Source organism: Mesorhizobium sp. LNJC391B00 (assembly GCF_000502535.1).
Lineage (GTDB): Bacteria > Pseudomonadota > Alphaproteobacteria > Rhizobiales > Rhizobiaceae > Mesorhizobium.
On record NZ_AYWI01000005.1, the window covers coordinates 312,644 to 333,274 of the forward strand.

Annotated in this window: 23 protein-coding genes and 1 pseudogene; 10 read left to right on the forward strand and 14 right to left on the reverse strand. The window is 64.2% G+C overall.

All coding sequences use genetic code 11. The features are described from left to right. Window positions 1-15: 15 nt before the first annotated feature. The 5 genes and pseudogenes from X750_RS149915 to X750_RS149895 all read right to left on the reverse strand — a co-directional run bounded on the left by X750_RS149915 (window position 16) and on the right by X750_RS149895 (window position 5,301). The gene (locus X750_RS149915) at window positions 16-1,791 is read right to left on the reverse strand and encodes a tetratricopeptide repeat protein (RefSeq protein ID WP_023709651.1); all 1,776 of its coding nucleotides are present in this window, start codon (window positions 1,789-1,791) and stop codon (window positions 16-18) included. A gap of 191 nt (window positions 1,792-1,982) precedes the next feature. Then, window positions 1,983-2,399, reverse strand: a complete 417-nt coding sequence (locus X750_RS149910) for a DUF1284 domain-containing protein (protein WP_023747559.1) — start codon at window positions 2,397-2,399, stop codon at window positions 1,983-1,985. A 112-nt stretch (window positions 2,400-2,511) separates the two neighbouring features. Further along, window positions 2,512-3,102 (reverse strand): biotin transporter BioY, encoded by a 591-nt coding sequence (locus X750_RS149905; RefSeq protein ID WP_023668469.1) that lies wholly within the window; start codon window positions 3,100-3,102, stop codon window positions 2,512-2,514. A gap of 352 nt (window positions 3,103-3,454) precedes the next feature. Further along, a pseudogene (locus X750_RS149900) lies at window positions 3,455-4,197 on the reverse strand (GntR family transcriptional regulator). Between the two features lie 87 nt (window positions 4,198-4,284). Continuing rightward, complete coding sequence (locus X750_RS149895) at window positions 4,285-5,301, reverse strand: polyprenyl synthetase family protein (protein WP_023668471.1); 1,017 nt, start codon at window positions 5,299-5,301, stop codon at window positions 4,285-4,287. Between the two features lie 221 nt (window positions 5,302-5,522). On the opposite strand from X750_RS149895, the gene X750_RS149890 reads away from it, so the two are divergent. The 7 genes from X750_RS149890 (at window position 5,523) to X750_RS149860 (ending at window position 9,794) form a co-directional block, all read left to right on the forward strand. Then, entirely contained in the window at window positions 5,523-5,747 is a 225-nt protein-coding gene (locus X750_RS149890; protein ID WP_023692106.1) for a DUF2007 domain-containing protein, read from the forward strand. Next, window positions 5,747-6,541, forward strand: a complete 795-nt coding sequence (locus X750_RS149885) for a methyltransferase (RefSeq protein ID WP_023668473.1) — start codon at window positions 5,747-5,749, stop codon at window positions 6,539-6,541. Before X750_RS149890 ends, X750_RS149885 begins: the two co-directional genes overlap by 1 nt. A gap of 120 nt (window positions 6,542-6,661) precedes the next feature. Next, window positions 6,662-7,519 carry a S49 family peptidase gene (locus tag X750_RS149880; RefSeq protein ID WP_023668474.1) on the forward strand — a complete coding sequence of 286 codons (858 nt, stop codon included), beginning with the start codon at window positions 6,662-6,664 and terminating at the stop codon, window positions 7,517-7,519. A 72-nt stretch (window positions 7,520-7,591) separates the two neighbouring features. Next, window positions 7,592-7,777: a membrane protein gene (locus tag X750_RS149875; RefSeq protein ID WP_023668475.1), complete on the forward strand. Its 186-nt coding sequence runs from the start codon at window positions 7,592-7,594 to the stop codon at window positions 7,775-7,777. Window positions 7,778-7,803: 26 nt separating this feature from the next. Beyond that, the gene (locus X750_RS149870) at window positions 7,804-8,697 is read left to right on the forward strand and encodes a 4-(cytidine 5'-diphospho)-2-C-methyl-D-erythritol kinase (RefSeq protein WP_023747562.1); all 894 of its coding nucleotides are present in this window, start codon (window positions 7,804-7,806) and stop codon (window positions 8,695-8,697) included. Then, the gene (gene moaB, locus X750_RS149865; RefSeq protein ID WP_023732120.1) at window positions 8,684-9,238 is read left to right on the forward strand and encodes a molybdenum cofactor biosynthesis protein B; all 555 of its coding nucleotides are present in this window, start codon (window positions 8,684-8,686) and stop codon (window positions 9,236-9,238) included. The genes X750_RS149870 and moaB overlap by 14 nt, the downstream gene beginning before the upstream one ends. 124 nt (window positions 9,239-9,362) lie before the next feature. Beyond that, the gene (locus tag X750_RS149860) at window positions 9,363-9,794 is read left to right on the forward strand and encodes an aldehyde-activating protein (RefSeq protein WP_023747563.1); all 432 of its coding nucleotides are present in this window, start codon (window positions 9,363-9,365) and stop codon (window positions 9,792-9,794) included. Here the strand turns inward: X750_RS149860 and X750_RS149855 are convergent. Then, entirely contained in the window at window positions 9,784-10,758 is a 975-nt protein-coding gene (locus X750_RS149855) for a hypothetical protein (protein ID WP_023747564.1), read from the reverse strand. The two genes, X750_RS149860 and X750_RS149855, sit on opposite strands and share 11 nt — an antisense overlap. A 252-nt stretch (window positions 10,759-11,010) precedes the next feature. After that, on the reverse strand, window positions 11,011-11,514 hold the full coding sequence (locus X750_RS149850; protein ID WP_023684377.1) for a glycosyltransferase: 504 nt from the start codon (window positions 11,512-11,514) through the stop codon (window positions 11,011-11,013). Window positions 11,515-11,663: 149 nt separating this feature from the next. Between X750_RS149850 and X750_RS149845 the strand changes: the two genes are divergently transcribed. Next, complete coding sequence (locus X750_RS149845; RefSeq protein WP_023684378.1) at window positions 11,664-12,818, forward strand: PA0069 family radical SAM protein; 1,155 nt, start codon at window positions 11,664-11,666, stop codon at window positions 12,816-12,818. A gap of 154 nt (window positions 12,819-12,972) precedes the next feature. Further along, window positions 12,973-13,668: a ribonuclease HII gene (locus X750_RS149840; protein WP_023747565.1), complete on the forward strand. Its 696-nt coding sequence runs from the start codon at window positions 12,973-12,975 to the stop codon at window positions 13,666-13,668. Between the two features lie 224 nt (window positions 13,669-13,892). Here the strand turns inward: X750_RS149840 and X750_RS149835 are convergent, their stop codons facing one another. The 7 genes from X750_RS149835 to X750_RS149805 all read right to left on the reverse strand — a co-directional run bounded on the left by X750_RS149835 (window position 13,893) and on the right by X750_RS149805 (window position 19,473). Then, window positions 13,893-14,384 (reverse strand): F0F1 ATP synthase subunit B, encoded by a 492-nt coding sequence (locus tag X750_RS149835; RefSeq protein WP_023668483.1) that lies wholly within the window; start codon window positions 14,382-14,384, stop codon window positions 13,893-13,895. 10 nt (window positions 14,385-14,394) lie between these two features. After that, on the reverse strand, window positions 14,395-14,994 hold the full coding sequence (locus tag X750_RS149830) for a F0F1 ATP synthase subunit B (protein WP_023684380.1): 600 nt from the start codon (window positions 14,992-14,994) through the stop codon (window positions 14,395-14,397). A gap of 92 nt (window positions 14,995-15,086) precedes the next feature. Then, window positions 15,087-15,311 (reverse strand): F0F1 ATP synthase subunit C, encoded by a 225-nt coding sequence (locus X750_RS149825; RefSeq protein ID WP_006206606.1) that lies wholly within the window; start codon window positions 15,309-15,311, stop codon window positions 15,087-15,089. A gap of 65 nt (window positions 15,312-15,376) precedes the next feature. Further along, window positions 15,377-16,135, reverse strand: coding sequence for a F0F1 ATP synthase subunit A (locus tag X750_RS149820; protein ID WP_023696586.1), 759 nt, complete (start codon window positions 16,133-16,135; stop codon window positions 15,377-15,379). Between the two features lie 65 nt (window positions 16,136-16,200). Then, the gene (locus tag X750_RS149815; RefSeq protein WP_023668486.1) at window positions 16,201-16,593 is read right to left on the reverse strand and encodes an AtpZ/AtpI family protein; all 393 of its coding nucleotides are present in this window, start codon (window positions 16,591-16,593) and stop codon (window positions 16,201-16,203) included. A gap of 266 nt (window positions 16,594-16,859) precedes the next feature. Next, window positions 16,860-18,044: a cell wall hydrolase gene (locus X750_RS149810; protein WP_023668487.1), complete on the reverse strand. Its 1,185-nt coding sequence runs from the start codon at window positions 18,042-18,044 to the stop codon at window positions 16,860-16,862. A gap of 136 nt (window positions 18,045-18,180) precedes the next feature. Beyond that, window positions 18,181-19,473 (reverse strand): MFS transporter, encoded by a 1,293-nt coding sequence (locus tag X750_RS149805; RefSeq protein ID WP_023747566.1) that lies wholly within the window; start codon window positions 19,471-19,473, stop codon window positions 18,181-18,183. Between the two features lie 116 nt (window positions 19,474-19,589). Between X750_RS149805 and X750_RS149800 the strand changes: the two genes are divergently transcribed. After that, window positions 19,590-20,498 (forward strand): LysR substrate-binding domain-containing protein, encoded by a 909-nt coding sequence (locus X750_RS149800; protein ID WP_023747567.1) that lies wholly within the window; start codon window positions 19,590-19,592, stop codon window positions 20,496-20,498. The last annotated feature ends 133 nt before the right edge of the window (window positions 20,499-20,631 follow it).

Genomic DNA, 20,631 nt, shown 5'->3' on the forward strand with positions numbered 1-20,631 from the left:
AGAAGTATGGCCCGATCACCCCTTCGGCGCTGGCGGGGTGGCCGGCTTGACTTTCGGGGTTTCCTGCGCCGTGTTGGATTCGATCGGCGGCAGGCCCTTCATCAGCTTCTGCTGCAAAATGGCAAGCACATCGGGATCCGGCTTCAGGTCGCGCGCCTGGTTCCACTGGAAAGTGGCTTCGAGCTTGCGGCCGACGCGCCAATAGGCATCGCCGAGATGGTCGTTGAGCACCGGATCTTCCGGCTTGAGCGACACGGCGCGCTCCATTTCGCGCACGGCGTCGTCGAACCGGCCCATGCGGAAATAGGCCCAGCCCAGCGAATCGACGATGTAGCCGTCGCTCGGCCTGAGGTCGACGGCCTTTTGGATCATCGCCAGGCCTTCCTTGAGGTTCATGTTCATGTCGACCCAGGAATAGCCGAGATAGTTCAGCACCTGCGGCTGGTCGGGGAACAGTTCCAGCGCCTTGAGGAAGTTCGGTTCGGCCTTGGGCCATTCCTTCAGCCGCTCATAGGCGATGCCGCGCTGATAGTAGATGTTCCAGTTGGCATTGGTCGGCGTCTTCAGCACCGCGACCGCCTTGTCATAGAGAGTGGCGGCGGAGCGGAAATCCTCCTTCGAGGCATAGACCCCGCCGAGCGCCAGATAGGCGCGCATGTCATCGGGGTGAGCTTCGACGAATGCCTTCAGATGGGCGATCGCCTCGTCGTGACGGTTGAGATCGGCAAGGTTGAGGCCGAGCTGCAGGTCGGAAAGCTCTTTCAGAGGCGAAGAGGCTGGAATGCGGCTATAGAGGGCAATGGCGCCTTCGCCGTCCTTCAACTGCTCCGCAACGGCGGCAAGCTGCACCAAAGCGGCGTCGCTGTCGGGCTTGAGCGCGAGCGCATATTGCAGATAGAGGCGCACGAACGGCTCGCCGCCGCCGCGATTGAGCGCGATGGCGAGGTCGAGCAGGATTTCAGCGGCGCCTTCGGAGGGACTGGCGACGAAGGGCTCGATCTTGTCGCCCTTGCTGATCCTGTCGCGAAGCGCCTGGATGTCGAGCTTGCCGGGCGCGAACGCCTCGGCCTTGTCGAGCACGTAGAGCGCCTTGTTCTTGTTGCCCTTGCGCGCCAGGAAAGACGCGTAGGCCTGGGCGTTGCGCATCCATGTCTCGGGCGCGGCACCGCCGGCCGTGACGTCGGTCAGGGTCGCGTCATAAAGCGCGTCGGCCTTGTCCGACAGGCCTGCGGCATCGGCGATCAGCGCGCGGTGGAAGGACTTGAACAGGCCGAACCAGTCAGGCCCCTGCAGTTTGTCGATCGAGGCCATCGCCCCGGTGGGGTCGCCGGCGCCCTCTTGTGCCCAGCCGGACATGACGCCGGAAATCAGCCGGTCGAGATCGGATTCGAGCGACAGCTTGAGCCAGTACTGCGCCTTGGTGAAATCCTTCTTGTGGAAGGAATCGACCGCCAGAGCCAGACGCGAGAAGCGCTCGACGTCGGGAACTGCCTTGAGCTTGTCGGCATAGACCAGCGATTCCTCGAAGCGGCCTTGCGCGATCAGCGACAGCATCAGGCTTTGCTGCAGCGAGGTGTCGCCGGGATTGAAGGCGAGCGCCTGCTTGTAATAAGCGATGGCATTGTCGAGGTCGTTGTCGCCTTCGGCGATGCGGGCGGCGAGATAGGCGCCCGAGAAGGAGGTGATCTTGACCGGGTCGGTCGATTCCTTGGCGTAGGCAGGCAGCGGAGAAATCGCCATCCCTGCCACAATTGCCAGCCCCGCGAGCCAGCGCGCACGTCCTTGCCGCATCGTATCCCTTTCAGCCAAGCGCCATCCCGCGTCGGCGCGGAGAAGCCATAGACTCGATGTTTCCTGACAAAGCATGGCCTTTTTGGGGTCAGGCTGCAATCCGGGCCGAATTCACAATCGGGTCACCCGATTAACAAACCATGGCGACGCAGACACTGTCGGTTCCGACAATAGCAGATCGGGGTTGGGAGCTACAGCCTGACATCGCGATATCCGCCTGCCGCGACGGTGCTGCACAGGCTGGCCCACTCGCAACCCTGGCAGGCCTCACGCGTCACGCCGGCTGAAAAGGCCGCGCGCAAGGCGGCAAGCGTTGCCGCGTCGAGGCTGAGACGGACGCCCGCCTCGATCGGCCGGGCCAGCAGCTTGCCGACATCGCGTGCTGCCAGCTCGTCCCGGCCTGCGGCGCTTTCGCGCAAGCAGTGGGGCTCGGCCTCGCCGAGCAGCGGCCGGCAGATGTCGTCGGGGCCGGAGACGATCAGAATATCCTCGCCCCGGCCCAGGCGTTTCGCGATCACGTCATAGTTGGCGACGAAGGCTGCGCTGTAGCCCTTGCCGACATAGGTCAGCAGGCAAAGCAGATGGTGGGAGCGCAGCCTGACGGTCATCGGTCTTAGGACGCGGTTGCGGAGCCTGTTCCATCCCGAAGATATCGGGATGGGGCTCCATCTTTTTGTTTGAGCATGATCTCTTCCGAAAGCCGGACTCCACTTTTCGGGATCATGCTCCTGCCGGGTCCGCCTTACCGGAAAACAGCTTGAGCGTCGCGGCGCCGAGCGCCGATTTCAGCAGGCCGCCGACGAGGAAGGGCAAGAAGCCGAAGGTGATGGCCTGTTCGAGGCCGATCATGACGGCGAGCCAGGCCGTGCCGAGAACCAGGCAGGCGAGGTTGCCGAGGACCATGCCGGCGAAGGCGAGCAGCACGCGGTTGCCGTTCCAGCCGCGTTCGGCCAGCCAGCCGACCAGCGCGCCGACGACCGGGAAGGCGAAGAGATAACCGCCCGTTGCCCCGACGAAATACGACGCGCCCGCTGCCCCTCCGGACAGGACAGGAAAGCCCACGGCGCCCTCGGCGAGCCAGGCGATGATGGTCATGGCGCCAAGCCGCCAGCCATAAAGTGCGCCGACCAGCGTCACGGCGAAGGTCTGCATGGTGACCGGCACCGGCACCATCGGCACCTCGATCTGGGACAACAGCGCCAGAAACAGCGTACCGAGGGCGACGGCTGCGGCCTGCCAGCTATGCGAGCGGGTTTGCAGGCGCAACGGGCTGAAGGACGGCTTGGACGGCGAAAAGGCGATGTAGGTCATGGTGCTTCCTAGCTGGTTTGAAATTATAGATAATTTTGTTGTTCGATCTATTATCGAATCCATATTTGCGCGGGAATGGCAACCCTCACCCCTAAAAAGGCTTGGGCTTGCGTGTCGAATAAAGGACATTTGGAAAGGCTGGCGGGACAGCACCCCCCTCTGGCCTGCCGGCCATCTCCCCCGCAAGTGGGGAGATCGGATGTCGCCTTTGCTTTCGCCAATGGCCGACGTTGCAGGACTAACGCAACGGCAAAGCTGTTGATCTCCCCCCTTGCGGGGGAGATGTCCGGCAGGACAGAGGGGGGTGTGAAGGATCGCTACGCGCGGAATCCGACGACTTGTCCCTTCGTCCCTACCCGACGATGGCAAACGCTTCGCGCATCTTGCCCGACGCGGTCTTGACCGGTTTCTGGCCGATCCACTGAACGTGCCGGCCAAGCGTGGCGGCGGCCGATTCGGTGTTGCCTTGCCGCAGCGCGCTCAGGNGCCGATCCACTGAACGTGCCGGCCAAGCGTGGCGGCGGCCGATTCGGTGTTGCCTTGCCGCAGCGCGCTCAGGATCGCGCGATGATCCTGGTCGGTGCGGATTTCCCATTCCGAGCGCCAGGCGGCGAACAGGAAGCGGGCGCTTGCGGCGTGCAAATCGTCGATGGTGGCGATGAGCCGCGGCATGCCGCAGGGCGCCAGGATCAGCCGGTGGAAGGTGCGGTTGGCCTCCTCCCAAGAGCGGACATCGCGGGATTTGTCGCCGGCCTTTGTGGCTTCTTCGGCAAGGTTGAGAATGGAAGCCGTCAGATGCGGCGCGGCATGGCGCAGCGCCAGCACTTCGAGGGCTGCCCGCATTTCGGCGACTTCCCTTACCTCGCCGAGATCGAAAGCGGCGACGCGCACGCCCCGCCTGGGCTCACTGACCGCCAGCCCTTGCGCCTCCAGGCGCCGGAAGGCTTCGCGCACCGGGACATGGCTGGTCTGGAATTCCTCGGCGATGTGATCCTGCCGCAGCCGGGCGCCGGGTTCGATCGCGCCCGATATGATGCGATCCGCCAGCACCTTGCTGATGCGCACGGCGATGGTGTCGTCTGCGGTCTTTGCCATGTTTTATAGATAATTTGCACTGCTGCCGATTGTCGAGCGGTGATTGCCCGATTTCGCGTGCAAACTTGCTTTGGCGCCAGGCGCGGGTCAGTTCACCCGGCTGATGCAGAAGTCGATGACGTCGATGAGCGCCGATTTCTGCGGCGTCGCCTCCAGCGGTGCCAGCGCATCGCGGGCGATCTCGCCGAAATGGCGGGCCCGTCCGATGGTGTCGGCAATGGCGCCATGGCGGGTCATCAGGCCGATCGCCTTCTCCAGGCCGGCATCGTCGGTGACATTGTCCTCGATGGCGCGCTTCCAGAAGGTGCGCTCGGCCTTGGTGCCGCGCCGGTAGGCGAGGATGACCGGCAGTGTAACCTTGCCTTCGCGGAAATCGTCGCCGACATTCTTGCCCAGCTCCTGGCTGGAGCCGCCATAATCCAGCGCATCGTCGATGAGCTGGAAGGCAAGGCCGAGATTCATGCCGTAGGAGCGCAAGGCGGCGCGATCGTTGCGCGTCGCCGATGCGATGACCGGGCCGACCTCGGCGGCAGCCGAGAACAGCGCCGCGGTCTTGGCCTTGATGACGGCGAAATGCTCGTCCTCGGTGGTATCCAGGTTCTTGGCTGCCGCCAGCTGCATCACCTCGCCCTCGGCGATGATCGAGGCGGCGCTGGACAGGATGTCGAGCGCTTCCAGCGAACCGACATCGACCATCATGCGAAAAGCCTGGCCGAGCAGGAAATCGCCGACCAGCACGCTCGCCTGGTTGCCCCAGATCATGCGGGCGGTCTTCTTGCCGCGCCGCATGCCGCTCTCGTCGACGACATCGTCATGGAGCAGCGTGGCGGTGTGCATGAACTCGACCGCGGTGGCGAGCTTGACGTGGCCCTCGCCGGAATAGCCGAACATCTGGGCCGCCGCGAGCGTCAGCATGGGACGCAGCCTTTTGCCGCCCGACGAGATCAGATGATTGGCGACCTCCGGGATCATCTCGACGTCGGAGCCGGCCTTGGACAGGATCAGTTTGTTGACGCGCCCCATATCGGCTGCTGTCAGGTCGATGAGATCCTTGATGGAGGCGGGTTCCCGCTTCCCGTTTTCGATGTTGAGAACGACACCCACCAACAAACACTCCCGTCTTTGATCACGCGTGCGACGGCACCCTGGTCCCGCCTGGGACTCTAGGGCGGCACATACGGGCACGGCAAGAGGCGAATTGGCGCGGCTGCGGTGACGGCGTGTCAACCTTAGCGACCGCATGCCGTTGCCCGAAAACCTCTCCACACTTTTCGGCGCCATGCTCCAGCGTTTACATCAACGCTGCAACCTGCGAACTTCGTCCGATGATAGAACTCGTGCGCACCAACGATGCCGTGATCATCTCCTTCGTCGAATCGCTGATGCGCGATGCCGGGATTGCCTGCTTCGTCGCCGACCAGAACATGAGCATTCTCGAAGGGTCGATCGGTCTTTTGCAGAAGCGCGTCATGGTCGATGCCGACCAGGCCGATCAGGCGCGGCGCATCTTGAAAGACGCCGGCATCGAGAACGAAATCCGCCAGACATAATGGCTGAAGCGAGCGCGCTTACCAGCGATACGCCGGCCCATACGGTCGATGCCTTCCATCGCGGCCGCTTCTGGCTGGTCCAGCCCAGGACAGGGCATCGCGCCGGGATGGATGCCATGATGCTGGCGGCAGCAGTTCCATCCGGCTTTGCTGGACGCCTCGCCGATTTCGGCGCCGGCGCCGGTGCGGCGGGTCTTGCCGTGCTGTCGCGCTGCCCAGAGGCGCAGGTCGTGCTCGTCGAACGGTCGACCGAGATGGCAGGCTTCGCCACAACCACGCTCGCCCATCCCGGCAATGCGCATCTCGGCAATCGCGCCTCGGTGCTGACCGCCGACGTCACGCTGTCGGGCCGGGCGCGGACGCAAGCCGGCCTTGCCGACAATTCCTTCGATTTCGTCATCATGAACCCGCCCTTCAACGCGGCGCAGGACCGCGCCACGCCAGATCCGCTGCGGCGGCAAGCGCATGTCATGGACGACGGGCTGTTCGAGAGCTGGATCCGAAGTGCGGCTGCCGTCGCCAAGCCGCGCGGGGGCCTGGCCGTCATTGCGCGGCCGGAACAGCTTGGCGACCTCCTCCATGCGCTGTCGGGCCGCTTCGGCGACGCCGAGATGCTGGCCGTGCATCCGCGCCCGGAAGCAGCCGCAATCCGCATTGTCGTCAGGGCAGCGCTCGGCGCGCGCGGCAAGCTGTCGATCCGCCAGCCTTTGATGCTGCATGGGCAAACGGGCGACGGCCCGTCGGAACGAACCGAGATGATCAACAACGGACTGGCGTCGCTGTTTGGCGATTGATTTAGGCCCGTCAGTGTCGTTGCCGCAAAACCGGCACACAGTTGGCTGAGATGGATTGCAGCATTGCCGTTGACCGGCAAATCCCTACATGCGTTGAAGCCATTTGGAGACAGCCACCTCGTGAAACGCCTTTTCAACCGCCTGCTGCCGAAATCCTGGCGATCCAGCGTCGTCACCATTCCCGTCATCAGGCTGCATGGCACCATCATGGCCGGCGGCGGCCCGTTCCGGCCGAGCCTGTCCTTGGCGTCCACCGCCGCCCTCATCGAAAAGGCGTTCCTGTTCGATGCGCCCGCCGTCGCCATTTCAATCAATTCGCCTGGCGGCTCGCCGGTGCAGTCGCGGCTGATCTTCAAGCGCATCCGCGACCTCGCGGTCGAGAAGAACAAAAAGGTGCTGGTCTTTGTCGAGGATGTGGCGGCCTCGGGCGGCTACATGATCGCGGTCGCCGGCGACGAGATCTTTGCCGATCCGTCCTCCATCGTCGGTTCGATTGGTGTCGTCTCGGCCTCGTTCGGCTTTCCCGAGTTGATGAAGAAGATCGGTGTCGAGCGCCGTGTCCACACCGCCGGCCAGAACAAGGCGGTGCTCGACCCGTTCAAGCCGGAGAAGAGGGAAGACGTCGAGCGCCTGAAGGCGCTGCAGCTGGAAGTGCACGAGACCTTCATCGACCTGGTCAGGGAACGCCGTGGCACCAAGCTGAAGGACGATCCGGACCTGTTCACCGGCCTGTTCTGGACCGGCAAGAAAGGGCTGGAGCTTGGCCTCGTCGATGCGTTGAGCGACATGCGCACGGTACTGAAAACCCGCTTCGGCGCGAAAACCCAGCTCAGGCTGGTCACCGCGCCGCGTGGCCTGTTTGGCCGCATCGGCCTGTTCGGCTCGAACTTTTCAGCGCCCGATATTGCCGCCGCCGCCGCAAGCGGCGTGATCGATGCGGCGGAAGAGCGCGCATTGTGGGCTCGCTTCGGGCTTTGAAAAAGCAGGGAAAGCGTCTAGCATGAGGGCTTGACAGTCTGCCTTGCCGCCTTGCGAGGGAGGAGCTTTGAAATGCCACAGATCATTTTCTTCGCAGTTGTCGGCGCAGCCGCTTATTTCGGCTACCGCACCTTCGTCCGCGAGGCCGAACGTGTGACCGCCAAGGTGCGGCGCACCGAAAAGCAGGCAGCCAACGGCACCAACGGCACGCTGGTCCAGGATCCCAAGACCGGCGAATACCGCCTGGCCAAGGACTGATCATCATCCCGTCAGCAGCCGACAGTTTGGATGCCGCAGCCCGGACGTGGCTTGCGCCCGCCAAGATAAATCTGGCGCTGCACGTCACCGGCAAGCGCGCCGACGGCTACCATCTGCTCGAGAGCCTGGTCGTTTTCACCCGCTTCGGCGACAGGGTCGAGATCGAGCCTGCCGACGCCGACCGGTTCTCCGTATCGGGCCGTTACGCGACTTCCGTGCCGATCGACGACAGCAATCTGGTGGTGAAGGCGCGCGAGGCGCTGCGCAGGCAGGCCGGCCAGCAGAGCACGCCGCCGGTTGCCATCCGGCTGGAAAAGAACCTGCCGATCGCATCCGGCGTCGGCGGCGGCTCAAGCGACGCGGCGGCGGTATTGCAGGGTCTTGTCCGGACCTGGGGGCTCGACATCGGCGAGGCCGAACTGAGCCGGATCGGTCTCACGCTCGGCGCCGACGTGCCGATGTGTCTTGCGGCAAAACCGCTGGTTGCGCGTGGCGTCGGCGACGAGCTGTCGCTGGTGCCGGATTTTCCGGCGCTCGCTTTGGTGCTGGTCAATCCCGGCGTCGCCGTCTCGACGCCTGATGTGTTCAACGCACTTGAGAAACGCGACAATGAGGGATTGCCGCCGCTGCCGCGTGCATTTGACTTCCACAGTGTCCGCAACTGGCTGGAGATCACCCGCAACGATCTCGAACCGGCGGCGCAGGCGATCCAGCCACCCATCGGCCGAGCGCTTTCCCTGCTGAACAGGGCCGGATCTGGATTCTCGCGCATGTCGGGCTCCGGCGCGACATGCTTCGGACTGTTCGAGACCGGCAATGTCGCCAAGCGCGCCGCCGCCGAGATCCGCAGCCGCGAACCGGAGTGGTTTGTCGCCGCGACACGAAGCATCGCTTCAGAGGGGGCCGATGACCAAAATTGACGAAAGCCGCCCCTTCATCCCGGTGCGCATCGCGGTGCTGACGGTGTCCGATACGCGCAGCCTTGCCGACGACAAATCAGGGCGGACGCTGGCCGATCGCATCGTCGAGGCCGGCCATGTCCTGGCCGCGCGCGACATCGTCACCGACGACCGGGAGAAAATCCGCGACAAGGTGCTGGGCTGGTCGCGCGACGAAGACATCGATGTCGTCATCACCACCGGCGGCACCGGTTTTACCGGCCGCGACGTGACGCCGGAGGCGCTGGAGCCGATCTTCGAGAAGCGCATGGATGGCTTTTCCGAAGTGTTCCACCGCATTTCCTACGACAAGATCGGCACCTCGACAGTGCAGAGTCGGGCGACGGGCGGCGTCGTCAACGCCACCTTCGTCTTCGTGCTGCCGGGCTCGCCCGGCGCCTGCAGGGACGCCTGGGACGGCATCCTGAAACCGCAGCTCGACTACCGCCACATGCCCTGCAACTTCGTCGAGATCATGCCGCGCCTGGACGAGCATTTGCGGCGCGGCAAGGCCGCCTCGTAAACCAAGGCAAAGCCGGCCAAGTGCTGCCTTTGTCAGGCAGAATGGCGGCTGCGCCTTCGAGAGGTCATTTCCTCCGGGTCGTCGGGCGGATAGTCTGTCGCCAAGTCAAGACGGAAGAGATCCAATGAGCGCGCACCGCGGCGGCTGCCATTGCGGCAACATCCACCTGACGTTCGAAACGGGAATCGAGCCGGCCGAGGTGGAGATCCGCGCCTGCCAGTGCGCGTTCTGTGTCCGGCATGGTTCGCGCGCCGCTGCCGATCCGCAGGGCCGATTGATCGTCTCGGTCGAGGACGAGGCGCGGCTGCACCGATACCGGTTCGGATTGCGCACCGCCGATTATCTCATCTGCCGGGACTGCGGCGTCTATGTCGCTGCTGTGACCACCGACGGCGAACCGAGAGCGATCGTCATCGCCAATGCGCTGGATGACCGGCCGCGGTTCAACCGCGAGCCGGTCCCAATGGACTATGATGCCGAGAACAAAGAGGGTCGCATTGCCCGGCGGCAAGCGCGCTGGATGCCGGTCGAGATCCGCTCCGGCGTCAGCGGATGACCGGCTCGCCGTGGAAGCGGCGGCGCGAGGGCGGCGAGATGCCGAAGCCGACCTCCATCATCAGCCGTGGCGTGGTGGACGGCACGGTGCCCATGTGGAAGCCGAACGGGTCCTCGACGAAGCCGAGGCCGGCCTCGCCGGTCAGCGTGACCGGGCTGTCGTCGCCATAGACCTTGAGCACGTCTTGCGCCGGATGGCCGACCAGCAGCGTCAACTGGTGCTTGAGGCTGCGCCTGTTGTGGCTGCCTTTGACATAGACGTGCGGGCCGGTGCCGGCATCGCAGGGCTTGAGATAGAAGAAGAATTTCAGCATCCGCCAGTCGTCGAGATCGAAATGATATTTGCCTAGCGAGGCAAGGTTCTTGTCGGCGTCGGAAGCCTCGCCTGTCGGAAAGCTCCACCAGACACGCGTGGTGATCAGCTTCGCCTGCCCGCCCAGATAGTGCTCGGCGATGTCGAGCAGCAGCGGGTCGTTCTGGATGGCGAGTGCCGCCTTGCAGCCGAGGATGCGCTCGAAATAGTGTCCGCTGAGCAAAGAGCGGCCGAACCGCTTCTCGGCTTCTGCGTGTTCTCCGGGCATGAATTCGAGCCGGCGGTCGAAATTGCCGAAGCACGGCGTGCTCTGAGCGAAGCTGGCGATCTCTTGGTGGATTGCCTGCGGCAGGACCAGTCCGGAGAACAGGCCATCGGTGCGCAGCGCCGCGACGATCGACTTGAGGTCGACGCCCCTGAACATCGTCGCTCCGGCACTCTGCGCGGGGCGCGCGGCTTTGGCGCCAAGCCAGTGCAGCTTGCGCGCCGGCATGGTGCGGGCAAGCACGAACATCGGCAGCCATGCGGGATTTTCGCGCAGGTCGGACAGATAGGTCGGGATACGCACCGCAATGCGGCGGAGCAGGCTGCCGTTGCGGGCAATGGCTTCCAGACTGGGGGCGCCGGATTTGTCGGGGGACGAAAGGTTCATCGGGGTCCTCAGATATGAACGGCAGCAACGACGACGCGGCGCTTGCTTACCGCTCCGGCACTACCCAAACCCCGATATCCCGCATCAACGGAATGCTAATCCCGCGTCAGCTTTTGTGCAATGCACAATAGCTTTTTGCGGCGAAAAAGAGGGATGGTGCTGCGACCGTGCCAATGCGGATGAGACGCCGACGCTGCCCCTCATCCGCCCTTCGGGCACCCTTCTCCCTGGGAACGGGAAAAGGGAGAAACATCACTTCTTCGGCGCCAGCCAGATTTCGGCGTCGAGCCGCCTGGTGGCGAGACCGCGCGCAAGGGCTTCGGCGCTGTGCGCGTTCTTCGACAGGGCAGCGGCCTGGCGCTTGCTGATGACCAGCCCTTCGGCCAGCGCCCGGTTGCCCGAAAACACCCGTGACAGGAACGGCGTGCGGCTGCCGCGCGCACGGGAAAAGCGCGCCGGCATGGTTTGCCGCGCCGTGTGAGCGACAACGTCGTCGATCCAGCCCTCCGCCAGCCTTGCGCCGGGTTCCAGAAACAGCAGCCAGTCACCCTTCGCCTGCCTGATTCCCGCGGCAATGCCGCCGGCCACGAAGTGGCAGCCGGCATGATCGGCAACCCGATGCGTCTGGTCGGTCGAGCCGGTGTCGCACACGATGACATCGCGCACCACGCCCTCGACCGCGCCGCCGATCAACGAGGCGAGCGTGCGGGCAAGGCCTTCTTCGTCATCCCGGGTTTCGATCAGAACGCTGAGCATTTTTAGCCGAATAGCCGAAAGCCCGGCGCAGCGCCAGTTGTGCATGGCCAACGAAAAAGTTCTTGCTTTGTTCTCATCAGCGAAATAGGATTATTTTCATGAACAGAGCGATTCGACAGCCAGCCGACAGTCCTTGGGAAAGGGCCAAAATGGAACATATCGTGCGTGCGGACATTGCTGCTTTCGGAGCAGGGCGAGCCGAGATGGCCAATGCGATGATCGAACAGAGCGGCATGCGCGTCCGTCCGGATCGCAACCGCGGCCGTTCCGCGGGCATCAACCCGTCCGGCCGGTTCGAGCCGGTCAGCCGGCATGTGTTCGACGACGGCTGGAATTCGCTGGAGGAATTGCCGCCGTTCAAGACCGAAGTGCAGGTCGAGAAGCCGCGCACCATCATCACCCGCAACGAATCGCCCGACATTTCCTTCGACCGCTCGATCAACCCCTATCGCGGCTGCGAGCATGGCTGCGTCTATTGTTTCGCCCGGCCGACGCATTCCTTCATGGGCCTGTCGCCGGGGCTGGATTTCGAAGCGAAGCTGTTTGCCAAGCCGGATGCGGCGCGGCTGCTCGACAAGGAACTGTCGAAGGATGGCTATCAGCCGCGCACCATCGCGATCGGCACCAACACCGATCCCTACCAGCCGATCGAGAAACAATACCGGATTATGCGCGAGATCCTCGAAGTGCTGGAGGCGCGCGGCCATCCGGTCGGCATCGTCACCAAATCCCATCTGGTGACGCGCGACATCGACATCTTGTCGCGCATGGCCGAACGGGGCTTGGCCAAGGTGGCGCTGTCGGTGACAACGATGGACCGCATGCTGGCGCGCACCATGGAGCCACGCGCGTCGACGCCGACCAAGCGGCTTGAGGCGATCCGGCAGCTTTCCGATGCCGGCATCCCGGCCTCTGTCATGGTGGCGCCGATCATTCCCGGCCTGACCGACCAGGAGATGGAGCGCATCCTCGATTCGGCACGCGCCGCAGGCGCCCGCGAGGCCGGCTATGTGATCCTGCGCCTGCCGCTCGAGGTGGCGCCGATCTTCAAGGACTGGCTGCTGCGCCACTATCCCGACCGCTACCGGCACGTGATGTCGCTGATCCGTTCGATGCGCGACGGCAAGGACTATGATTCGGAATGGGGCAAGCGGATGAAAGGCGCTGGCCCCTATGCCTGGCAGATCGGCCGGCGCTTCGAGATCACGGCCAAGCGGCTCGGCCTCAACGCCGAGCGGCGCACGCTCCGAACCGACCAGTTTGTCGCCGCCGCCAAGGCGACCGAGCAGCTGATGCTGCTCTGAGAGTAGCGCCTGCCCTGCCCTCGTGGCTGTCAGGCGACCCAAGAATCCCGTCCGGCCTGTCCCCTGGCCTGCAGACGGTGCCCTCCCGGTCTTGCCCCACTCGACCCTGGAGGGACTTGCGGAGAATCGGAGCCGATGCGAACCTCGCCGCAACATGGCTCGCGCACGTTCCGATTCTCCGCTTCTTTTCGAAATCGTCGAAAAGCCCGATTTCTCCTTCGAGACGAAGGCGATGGCCGAAGGCCTGTGGCCGGTGGCAGGCATGGACGAGGCCGGCCGCGGTCCGCTGGCGGGGCCGGTGGTGGCGGCGGCCGTGATCCTCGATCCCGCCAACATTCCCGACGGGCTCGACGATTCCAAACGGCTCAACCATTTGCAGCGCGAGGCGCTGTTCCTGAAAATCCTGGGGTCAGCGCTCGGCGTGTCGATGGCCTCGGTCAGCGCCGAAGGCATTGACGGCAGCAACATCCTCAAGGCCAGCCTGGAAGCCATGCGCCGCGCCCTTGCCGGCCTGCCGATCCAGGCGAAGCTGGCGCTGGCCGATGGCCGCGATGTGCCGCCGGGCCTCCTCTGCGAAGGCCGCGCGCTGATCAAGGGCGACCAGCGCTCGCAATCGATCGCCGCCGCCTCGATTGTCGCCAAGGTGATGCGCGACCGCATGATGTGCGGCTGCGGCAGCCACCACGAACGCTACGGGTTCGAAGTCCATATGGGCTACGCCACCGTGCGGCACCGCACCGCGATCGAAGCGCATGGTCCGGTGGCAAGGCTGCACCGGGCGTCATTCGCGCCGTTCAGGCTGGGTGGAGTTGAGGTGGTTGAGGAAGAGAGCTTCGCCGGGTTGGAGTAATGGTAATCTCCCCCCTTGAGGGGGAGATGGCCGGCAGGCCAGAGGGGGTCGCCGCGCGTGAAGCGCTAGCCCTTACTGGCCGCAGAAAGAGCGTCGCGCCCGGTCGCACCGACCCCCTCTGTCGCCTTTGGCGACATCTCCCCCTCAAGGGGGCAGATTGTCCGCGCTCAACAAAAAAGCCGCCAAGTTGCCCGGGCGGCTTGATGTCAGCGAGTTAACGCCGCTCAGTTCAGCCTGGCCTTCACGTCCTGCAGCGCGGACTTGAACAGGTCGGCGCCGGCCTTGGCGTCGATCTTGCCGGCGAGCAGCGTGCGGGCCGCCTCGACGGCGATGTCGACGGCGCTGGCGCGCACTTCGGCGACGGCTTCGCGCTCTGCCTGGCCGATCTTCTGCTCGGCAAGCGCAGTGCGACGGGTGACATAGTCTTCGGTCTTCTTGTGCGCCTCGGCGGCAAGCATGTCGGCCTCGCGCTTGGCGGCAGCGACGATGGCTGCGGCCTCCTGCTCGGCTTCCTTGCGCTTCTTCTGGTATTGGCCGAGCAGTTGCTGGGCCTCTTCGCGCAGCCGGCGGGCTTCCGCAAGCTCGTCGCTGATCTTGGTCGCACGGGCGTCGAGCGACTTGGCGATCAGGCCTGGCACCTTGATGTAAACGGCAACGCCGAGGAAAATGACGAGGGCAACCGTTGCCCAAAGCGTTGCGAGAGATGTGGCGTCCATGATGTGCTCCTCACCGGGCCACGGATTTGACCGCAGCCGAGATCTCGGCCTTGCTCGTCTTGCCGCCGACAAGCGCATCGACGATGGCTGAAGCGGTGTCCTCGGCAATCGTGCCGACTTCCTTCATGGCGTTGGCCTTGATGGAAGCAATGCTGGCCTCGGCCTCGCCGAGCTTCTTGTCGAGGGCGGCCTCGACCTTCTTGCGGGCAGCCTCGGCTTCAGCCTTGGCAGCGTCGTTGGCCTGCTGGCCGATCGCGTTGGCCTTGGCCTTGGCTTCCGCCAGTTCCTGCTCGTAAGCGGCAACGGCGGCGTCGGCCTCGCCCTTCAGCTTGGCGGCCTGGTCGAGGTCCTGCGTGATGCGATCGCTGCGGACGTCGATGATGCCGCCAAGGCGCGGCATCACCACCTTCTTCAGGAACAAATAGAACAGCCCGAACGTGATCGCCAGCCACAGAAGCTGGGACGGAAACGTCGCCGGATCGAATGGCGGGAACGTGCCGTGCGCCTCGGCAGGCACGCCGGTGCCGGAATGCGTGTCGCCTTCCGTACCGGTGTGGGCGCCTTCAGCGGCGGGTGCGGACTCTTGCGCAAACGCAGATGTCACGAACATGGACTATCCCCTGATATCAGGCATGGCCGCAGGAATGCGGCCAGCCAATTCTTCCCAATGCTCGTCCGACCGATAATTGGCCGAACAGGGGCTCAGCCGAACAGGGCGAGAAGCGCGATGAGAAGCGAGAAAATGCCCAGAGCTTCGGTCACGGCGAAGCCGAAAATCAGGCGGCCGAACTGGCCATCGGCGGCCGACGGATTGCGCAGGGCGCCCGCCAGGTAGCTGCCGAAGATGTTGCCGAGGCCAATGCCCGCGCCGCCCATGCCCAGGCAAGCGATACCGGCGCCGATGTACTTTGCTGCTTCTGCGTCCATTTTAAACTCCTTTGGATCTGTAATTCGTTGCAATTCCATCCGGCGAAAGATGCCGGACATTCTATCTAGTGCGAAGGATGCAGCGCATCATTCAGGTACATGCAGGTGAGCACGGCGAACACATATGCCTGCAAGAGCGCCACGAGCAACTCCAGCGCGGTCAGCGCCACAGCCATCGCCAGCGGCAGGATCGATCCCGCAACGCCGAGCGCGCCGAGCGCACTCAGGCTGACCACAAACCCGGAAAACACCTTCAGGGTAATGTGGCCGGCGAGCATATTGGCGAACAGACGAACCGATAGGCTGACCGGACGCGAGACAAAGGAAATCACCTCGATCGGAACGACAAGCACCATCATCAGGATGGGCACGCCCTTCGGCACGAAAAGCTTGAGGAAGCCCAGACCGTGCTTCATGAAGCCATAGACGATGACGGTTCCGATCACCAGCGCGGCCAGGCCGAAGGTGACGATGATGTGGCTGGTGATGGTGAAGAAATAAGGAAAAAGGCCAAGCAGATTGGCAACAAGCACGAACATGAACAGCGAGAACACTAAGGGAAAGAACTTCATACCTTGGGTTCCGGCTGCATCGCGCAACATGTTCGCGACGAACTCGTAGGCCATTTCCGAAACCGACTGCAGGCGGCCGGGAACAAGGCTGCGGCTTGCGGTCGAGAGGTAAAGAAACGCCGATGCAATGGCCACGGTCGCGACCATGAACAGAGCCGAATTGGTGAAGGACAGGTCATAGCCGCCGATATTGATCGGAATCAGCTTGACGATATGGAACTGGTGGATCGGATCGACCTTGTCAGCAGCCATTTACATCCCCGTCAAAACCGCGAGCGGCCTTAAGTGTCCTTGTGCGCCATTGGCGGCGCGCCATTTCATTCTTTCGGATCGTGCGACTTCTCGCTTTTTCCGAATTCCGCCACAACACCTGACGAACGCAGGACATTGAGCACGCCGGCGCCAAAGCCCAGCAACAAGCCGACGACCAGACCCCATGGCGAGGTTCCCGCCACGCGATCCAGAAACCAGCCAAGGCCCACACCCACCACTATCCCGGCGATGAACTCGCTGGACAGCTTGAGCGCCTGGCCATATCCGGCCGTCGCCTTCGCGCCGTCATTCCCCTCGAGCTGATCCGGCCGTCTTGTCGCAAGCGATGCTCCAAGCTCACGCCGGCGGCGTTCGAGATCTTCGTCGCGGATGTCGGCCTCGTGCTTGCTGCCGCGGCCGGTTTCTCCGGTTCCGTCTGGCCCGTTCTTGTCGGCCATCGTAACCCCCCTGCCCGGTCAGACCGTCACCGTCCGTCCGCTTCTAAAGTCGCCGGCAACATAGTTAGAGGGTTTGCGCCCGTCAAGCCACGGGCGGGACTTCAAAGCCATGTATTTTTTCTATTGAAATCAATCACTTGGCGAGGTGCGACATCGTGCCCGGCACTATCGGGTCGGCACATGCCCCGAATCCGTCCGGCGACCGCTGTCCGATTTCGGCTTCCGGGACCTTTTGCGGTCCGTTTGGGACAGGCAAGCCGAAGGGCTCAGCTCCAGCCGCCGCCATAGGTGCGGTAGAAGATATGCAGGCCGATCTTGGTCATCTTCTGCATCGTGCGCGCCCAGCCCGGATGGACGTAGTTGGCGTAGTAGTGGGTCGATGAGCCGACTTCGGGAATGAAGATCTTGCCGGCGGTGACCGCCATCGCGACGTCCTGCGCGGTCTTGTAGTGGGCGGGGCTCTCGATGCGCTTCTTGCGGCCGTCGCAGGCGAAGGAGAACTGGCAGCGGTTCAGCCAGTTGTCGTTCTGGTAGACGACGCCGCAAATCGAGTTTGGATAGGCCGGATTGCGGACGCGGTTCAGAATGACCTGGGCGACGGCGGCCTGGCCGCGCACGGATTCGCCGCGCGCCTCGAAATAGATGCCGTTGGCAAGGCAGGCCTGCTCCTTCGTGGAGAAGACGCTGGCCGGCAGCGGGTTCTGGATCCACGAGTGGTCACCCTTGGCCATCGGCGGAATGAAGCGCCCGCTGCTCGGCTCCTCGTCCTGCAGCAGCGCCTCGAAGGGCGAGGCCTTGGCGTAATCTGGTTCGGCCTGGGCATAGGCGGTGGCCAGCACGTCCGGTCTGTCATTGTTGACGAGGGCGGCAAGCATGGCCGGCACGCCGGGATCGGGCTTCTTGTCCACATTGGTGTGGAAGGCCTGGGCGATCTGGATTTCCTTGCCCTTGATGCCGGGCTTGGCGAAGGCGAGCTTCAGGCCGCTGTCCATGCTCGGCCGCAGCAGCGAGGACGTGCGCTGAAAGATCGAGCCGGCATTGAAGTTCTTCGGCGGCGCCACCGGCGAGACCTGGATGATGCGGCCCTTCTTGTCGGCGCGCATGATGCGGTCCTCGTCGGGCGTGATGCCGGCGACATTGCCCTTGCCGCGAAACGAGACCTTGCCGACGCCGGGCAGGCGCACGCCCGAGCCCGAGAGCGAACCGGTGGTGACGGAATCGATGAAAGGCATTTCGGCGGCATGAACCGAGCCGGCGACGGAGCGCTCGACATAAGAGTTCCAGCGGGTGCCCGAAGCTTCGAGGCCGGAAATCAGGCTGCCCATGTCCTGGTAGGCGACGACGGTTGGAAAGCCGATCCAGATGCCGAGCCCGATGACCAATGGCGATACGAAGGAACGTTTTTTCTCACCGGCGGCGGCGGCCAGCCGCTTCAGGACACGTCGATGCACGGGGAACTCTCCAGAAACGCAACTGAGCCACTGGAGAGCCAGAGTGAAGCATTAACCTTGATGCGGGGTTAACGCGGTCGATCGTGTTGTTCCGAAGCGGCCCGAAATGGGACGCCGTTTGCCGGCCGGCAACCCGTCAGTTCGGCCGCAGGAAAATTGGCCATGCAATCATGGCGCAGAGCGCGCCCACCAGCCAGACGCCAGGCCACGACCAGATGAGCAGCAAAGCCGGAATGGCGGTCGGCACCACGAAGAAGGCGATGAAGACGAAGCTGTTGGCAAGACCGAGCGCGGTTCCGGCGCGGCTGGCACCGGCAAGCGTGGCGAGTTCGGTGTAGGCGACGCCATGCCAGGCGGAGACCGAAATGCCGGCAACGACCAGCATCACGGCGATCGCCGTGATCAACGCGGCATGGGAGCCTGGCGTGGCTCCTGCCGCCAGGACCAGCAGGCCGAGGGCCGCGAAACCAAGCGCGCTCGTCATGCTGCAGAGGCGCAGGAACCAGCGGCGGTTGCCATGGCGGTCGGTGAAGCGGCCGCTCCAGACGCGCATCACCATCGCGCCGGTCTGCACCGCGGCAAGGCTGGCGCTGATCGTGAGCGTGGCCATGCCGGCGAAATCGTGCAGGAAGACCGAGGCAAAGGTCAGCACCGCCACTTGCGGAAAGCAGAGCAGGCCGATGGCGGTGGCGATGCGCCAGACCTCGACATTGCGCAGCGGCGCCGGACCGCCCGACTTTGCCATGGCCATGCTGCCGGCATTGTCCAGTTCCGGCGGCTGGTGCAGCCATCGCCAGGCAAACAACGCAGAGACGGCGTTCATGGCGGCCAGCAGCCCGAAGACCGCCGCGAAACCGTGCACCGATGCCAGCGACGGCAGGACCAGCGCGCCGAGCCCGCCGCCGAGCGGCACCGCAGTCTGCCTGATGCTCATGGCAAAGCCACGTTCGCCTTCGTGGAACCAGGCCATGATGGCGCGGCCGCTGGAACCGTTGACGCTACCGCCGAGCAGGCCGGTGACCAGAAGGCACGCGGCCAGCATTGCGACGCCAGGCACATAGGTCACTGAGGGCACGATGAACAACGCCATCAAGGCGAGCCACGCCGCGGTCGCGCCAAGGCCGGTCAACAGCACGCCGCGATCGCCCCAGCGGTCGGTGAGCAGGCCCCAGGGCAGTTCGCTCAAGGCAACGCCCAGTCCGAGAAGGCCGAGGACCAGGCCGAGATTGCCATTGCTCAAGTGATAGCCCGACCGCAGAAACACCGCCGCCGCCGGTATGCCGGCGAAGGTGGCGGAGAAACTGGCATTGGCGGCAACGCCGATGCCAAGCACCTTCCAGCGATGATTGGCGCGAAATCGTTCAGCCTTCGACGTGACGGCGGCTCGGCCAACCCGGCCTGGCTCACAATTTGCGTCGGCAATCGACATGGCGGGACTCCTGTTGATGCCCTTTCAGGGCCTTGACGCCTCGTCTTACCGCCATAACTTCATCCCGAATATCGGGAAGTTTTTGACAATTGTTCCCGAAAAACAGGATCGTTGTGATGCGCCGCGTAACCTTCGACCTCGATGTCCTCCGAAGCTTCGTCACCGGCATGGAACTCGGCAGCTTCGCCAAGGCCGCCGACCGGCTTGGACGCTCGACCTCGGCGGTGAGCGCGCAACTGAAGAAGTTGGAGGACCAGGCGGCGACGCCGATCTTCCGCAAGTCGGGCCGCGGACTGGCGTTGACCGAAGCCGGCGAAACCATGCTCGGCTATGCCAGGCGGCTGCTCGAGTTGAACGACGAGGCGGCCTCGGCCATCCACGACGTGGAACTGGAAGGCTGGGTCAGGCTCGGCCTGCAGGAGGATTTCGGCGAGGCGGTGCTGCCGGAGGTGCTCGGACGCTTCGCCCGCGCGCATCCCAAGGTCAAGATCGAGGCGCGGATCGGGCGCAGCTATGAACTCGCCGAGCGGATCACATCAGGCAATCTCGACATTGCGCTGGCCTGGGACAGCGGCCAGGCGCTGCCTTACAGCCGGCATGTCGGCGACGCGCAATTGCGCTGGATCGGGCCGGCAAAGCTGATCGAGACCAGGCTGCGCGAGGCCGAGGCACTGCCGCTGGTGGCGCTGGAAGCGCCATGCCTGCTGCGCACAGTGACGACGGAAACGCTCGACCGCGCCGGCCTGCCATGGCGGATGGCCTTCTCCAGCCCCAGCCTTGGCGGCATCTGGGCGGCGGTCGCCGCCGGCCTCGGCCTGACGATCCGCACGGATATCGGCCTGCCGGCCAATGTCAGAGCGATGGCGCCGCAAACGCTGGGCTTACCCGCGCTGCCGACCATGGCGCTGGTGCTGCACCAGAAAGACGCCGAACTGGACCCGGTGGCGGCGCGGCTGGCGGATATATTGTGGCACGCGGCGGTGGCGGCGCTGCCGCAGGACGAGCGGTTGAGAGAGGTCGCTTAGACGGAAGCGGCTGTCCAGCGTAGCGTTCCGTCACACCCCCCTCTGTCCTGCCGGACATCTCCCCCGCGAGGGGGGAGATTGGATCTCGCGAATGCTTTCGCCAATTTTCAACGTTGCAAGAGAGGCTCCAAAG

Coding starts and splice junctions, on each gene's coding strand:
- X750_RS149825 (WP_006206606.1), bottom strand. CDS start 15,311: ATGGACGCAGAAGCAGCAAAGTACATCGGCGCCGGTATCGCTTGCCTG.
- X750_RS149835 (WP_023668483.1), bottom strand. CDS start 14,384: ATGGACGCCACATCTCTCGCAACGCTTTGGGCAACGGTTGCCCTCGTC.
- moaB (WP_023732120.1), top strand. CDS start 8,684: ATGACCAAAATTGACGAAAGCCGCCCCTTCATCCCGGTGCGCATCGCG.
- X750_RS149850 (WP_023684377.1), bottom strand. CDS start 11,514: ATGCTCAGCGTTCTGATCGAAACCCGGGATGACGAAGAAGGCCTTGCC.
- X750_RS149815 (WP_023668486.1), bottom strand. CDS start 16,593: ATGGCCGACAAGAACGGGCCAGACGGAACCGGAGAAACCGGCCGCGGC.
- X750_RS149915 (WP_023709651.1), bottom strand. CDS start 1,791: ATGCGGCAAGGACGTGCGCGCTGGCTCGCGGGGCTGGCAATTGTGGCA.
- X750_RS149890 (WP_023692106.1), top strand. CDS start 5,523: ATGATAGAACTCGTGCGCACCAACGATGCCGTGATCATCTCCTTCGTC.
- X750_RS149820 (WP_023696586.1), bottom strand. CDS start 16,135: ATGGCTGCTGACAAGGTCGATCCGATCCACCAGTTCCATATCGTCAAG.
- X750_RS149875 (WP_023668475.1), top strand. CDS start 7,592: ATGCCACAGATCATTTTCTTCGCAGTTGTCGGCGCAGCCGCTTATTTC.
- X750_RS149840 (WP_023747565.1), top strand. CDS start 12,973: ATGGCTCGCGCACGTTCCGATTCTCCGCTTCTTTTCGAAATCGTCGAA.
- X750_RS149845 (WP_023684378.1), top strand. CDS start 11,664: ATGGAACATATCGTGCGTGCGGACATTGCTGCTTTCGGAGCAGGGCGA.
- X750_RS149805 (WP_023747566.1), bottom strand. CDS start 19,473: ATGTCGATTGCCGACGCAAATTGTGAGCCAGGCCGGGTTGGCCGAGCC.
- X750_RS149910 (WP_023747559.1), bottom strand. CDS start 2,399: ATGACCGTCAGGCTGCGCTCCCACCATCTGCTTTGCCTGCTGACCTAT.
- X750_RS149855 (WP_023747564.1), bottom strand. CDS start 10,758: ATGAACCTTTCGTCCCCCGACAAATCCGGCGCCCCCAGTCTGGAAGCC.
- X750_RS149885 (WP_023668473.1), top strand. CDS start 5,747: ATGGCTGAAGCGAGCGCGCTTACCAGCGATACGCCGGCCCATACGGTC.
- X750_RS149800 (WP_023747567.1), top strand. CDS start 19,590: ATGCGCCGCGTAACCTTCGACCTCGATGTCCTCCGAAGCTTCGTCACC.
- X750_RS149830 (WP_023684380.1), bottom strand. CDS start 14,994: ATGTTCGTGACATCTGCGTTTGCGCAAGAGTCCGCACCCGCCGCTGAA.
- X750_RS149905 (WP_023668469.1), bottom strand. CDS start 3,102: ATGACCTACATCGCCTTTTCGCCGTCCAAGCCGTCCTTCAGCCCGTTG.
- X750_RS149860 (WP_023747563.1), top strand. CDS start 9,363: ATGAGCGCGCACCGCGGCGGCTGCCATTGCGGCAACATCCACCTGACG.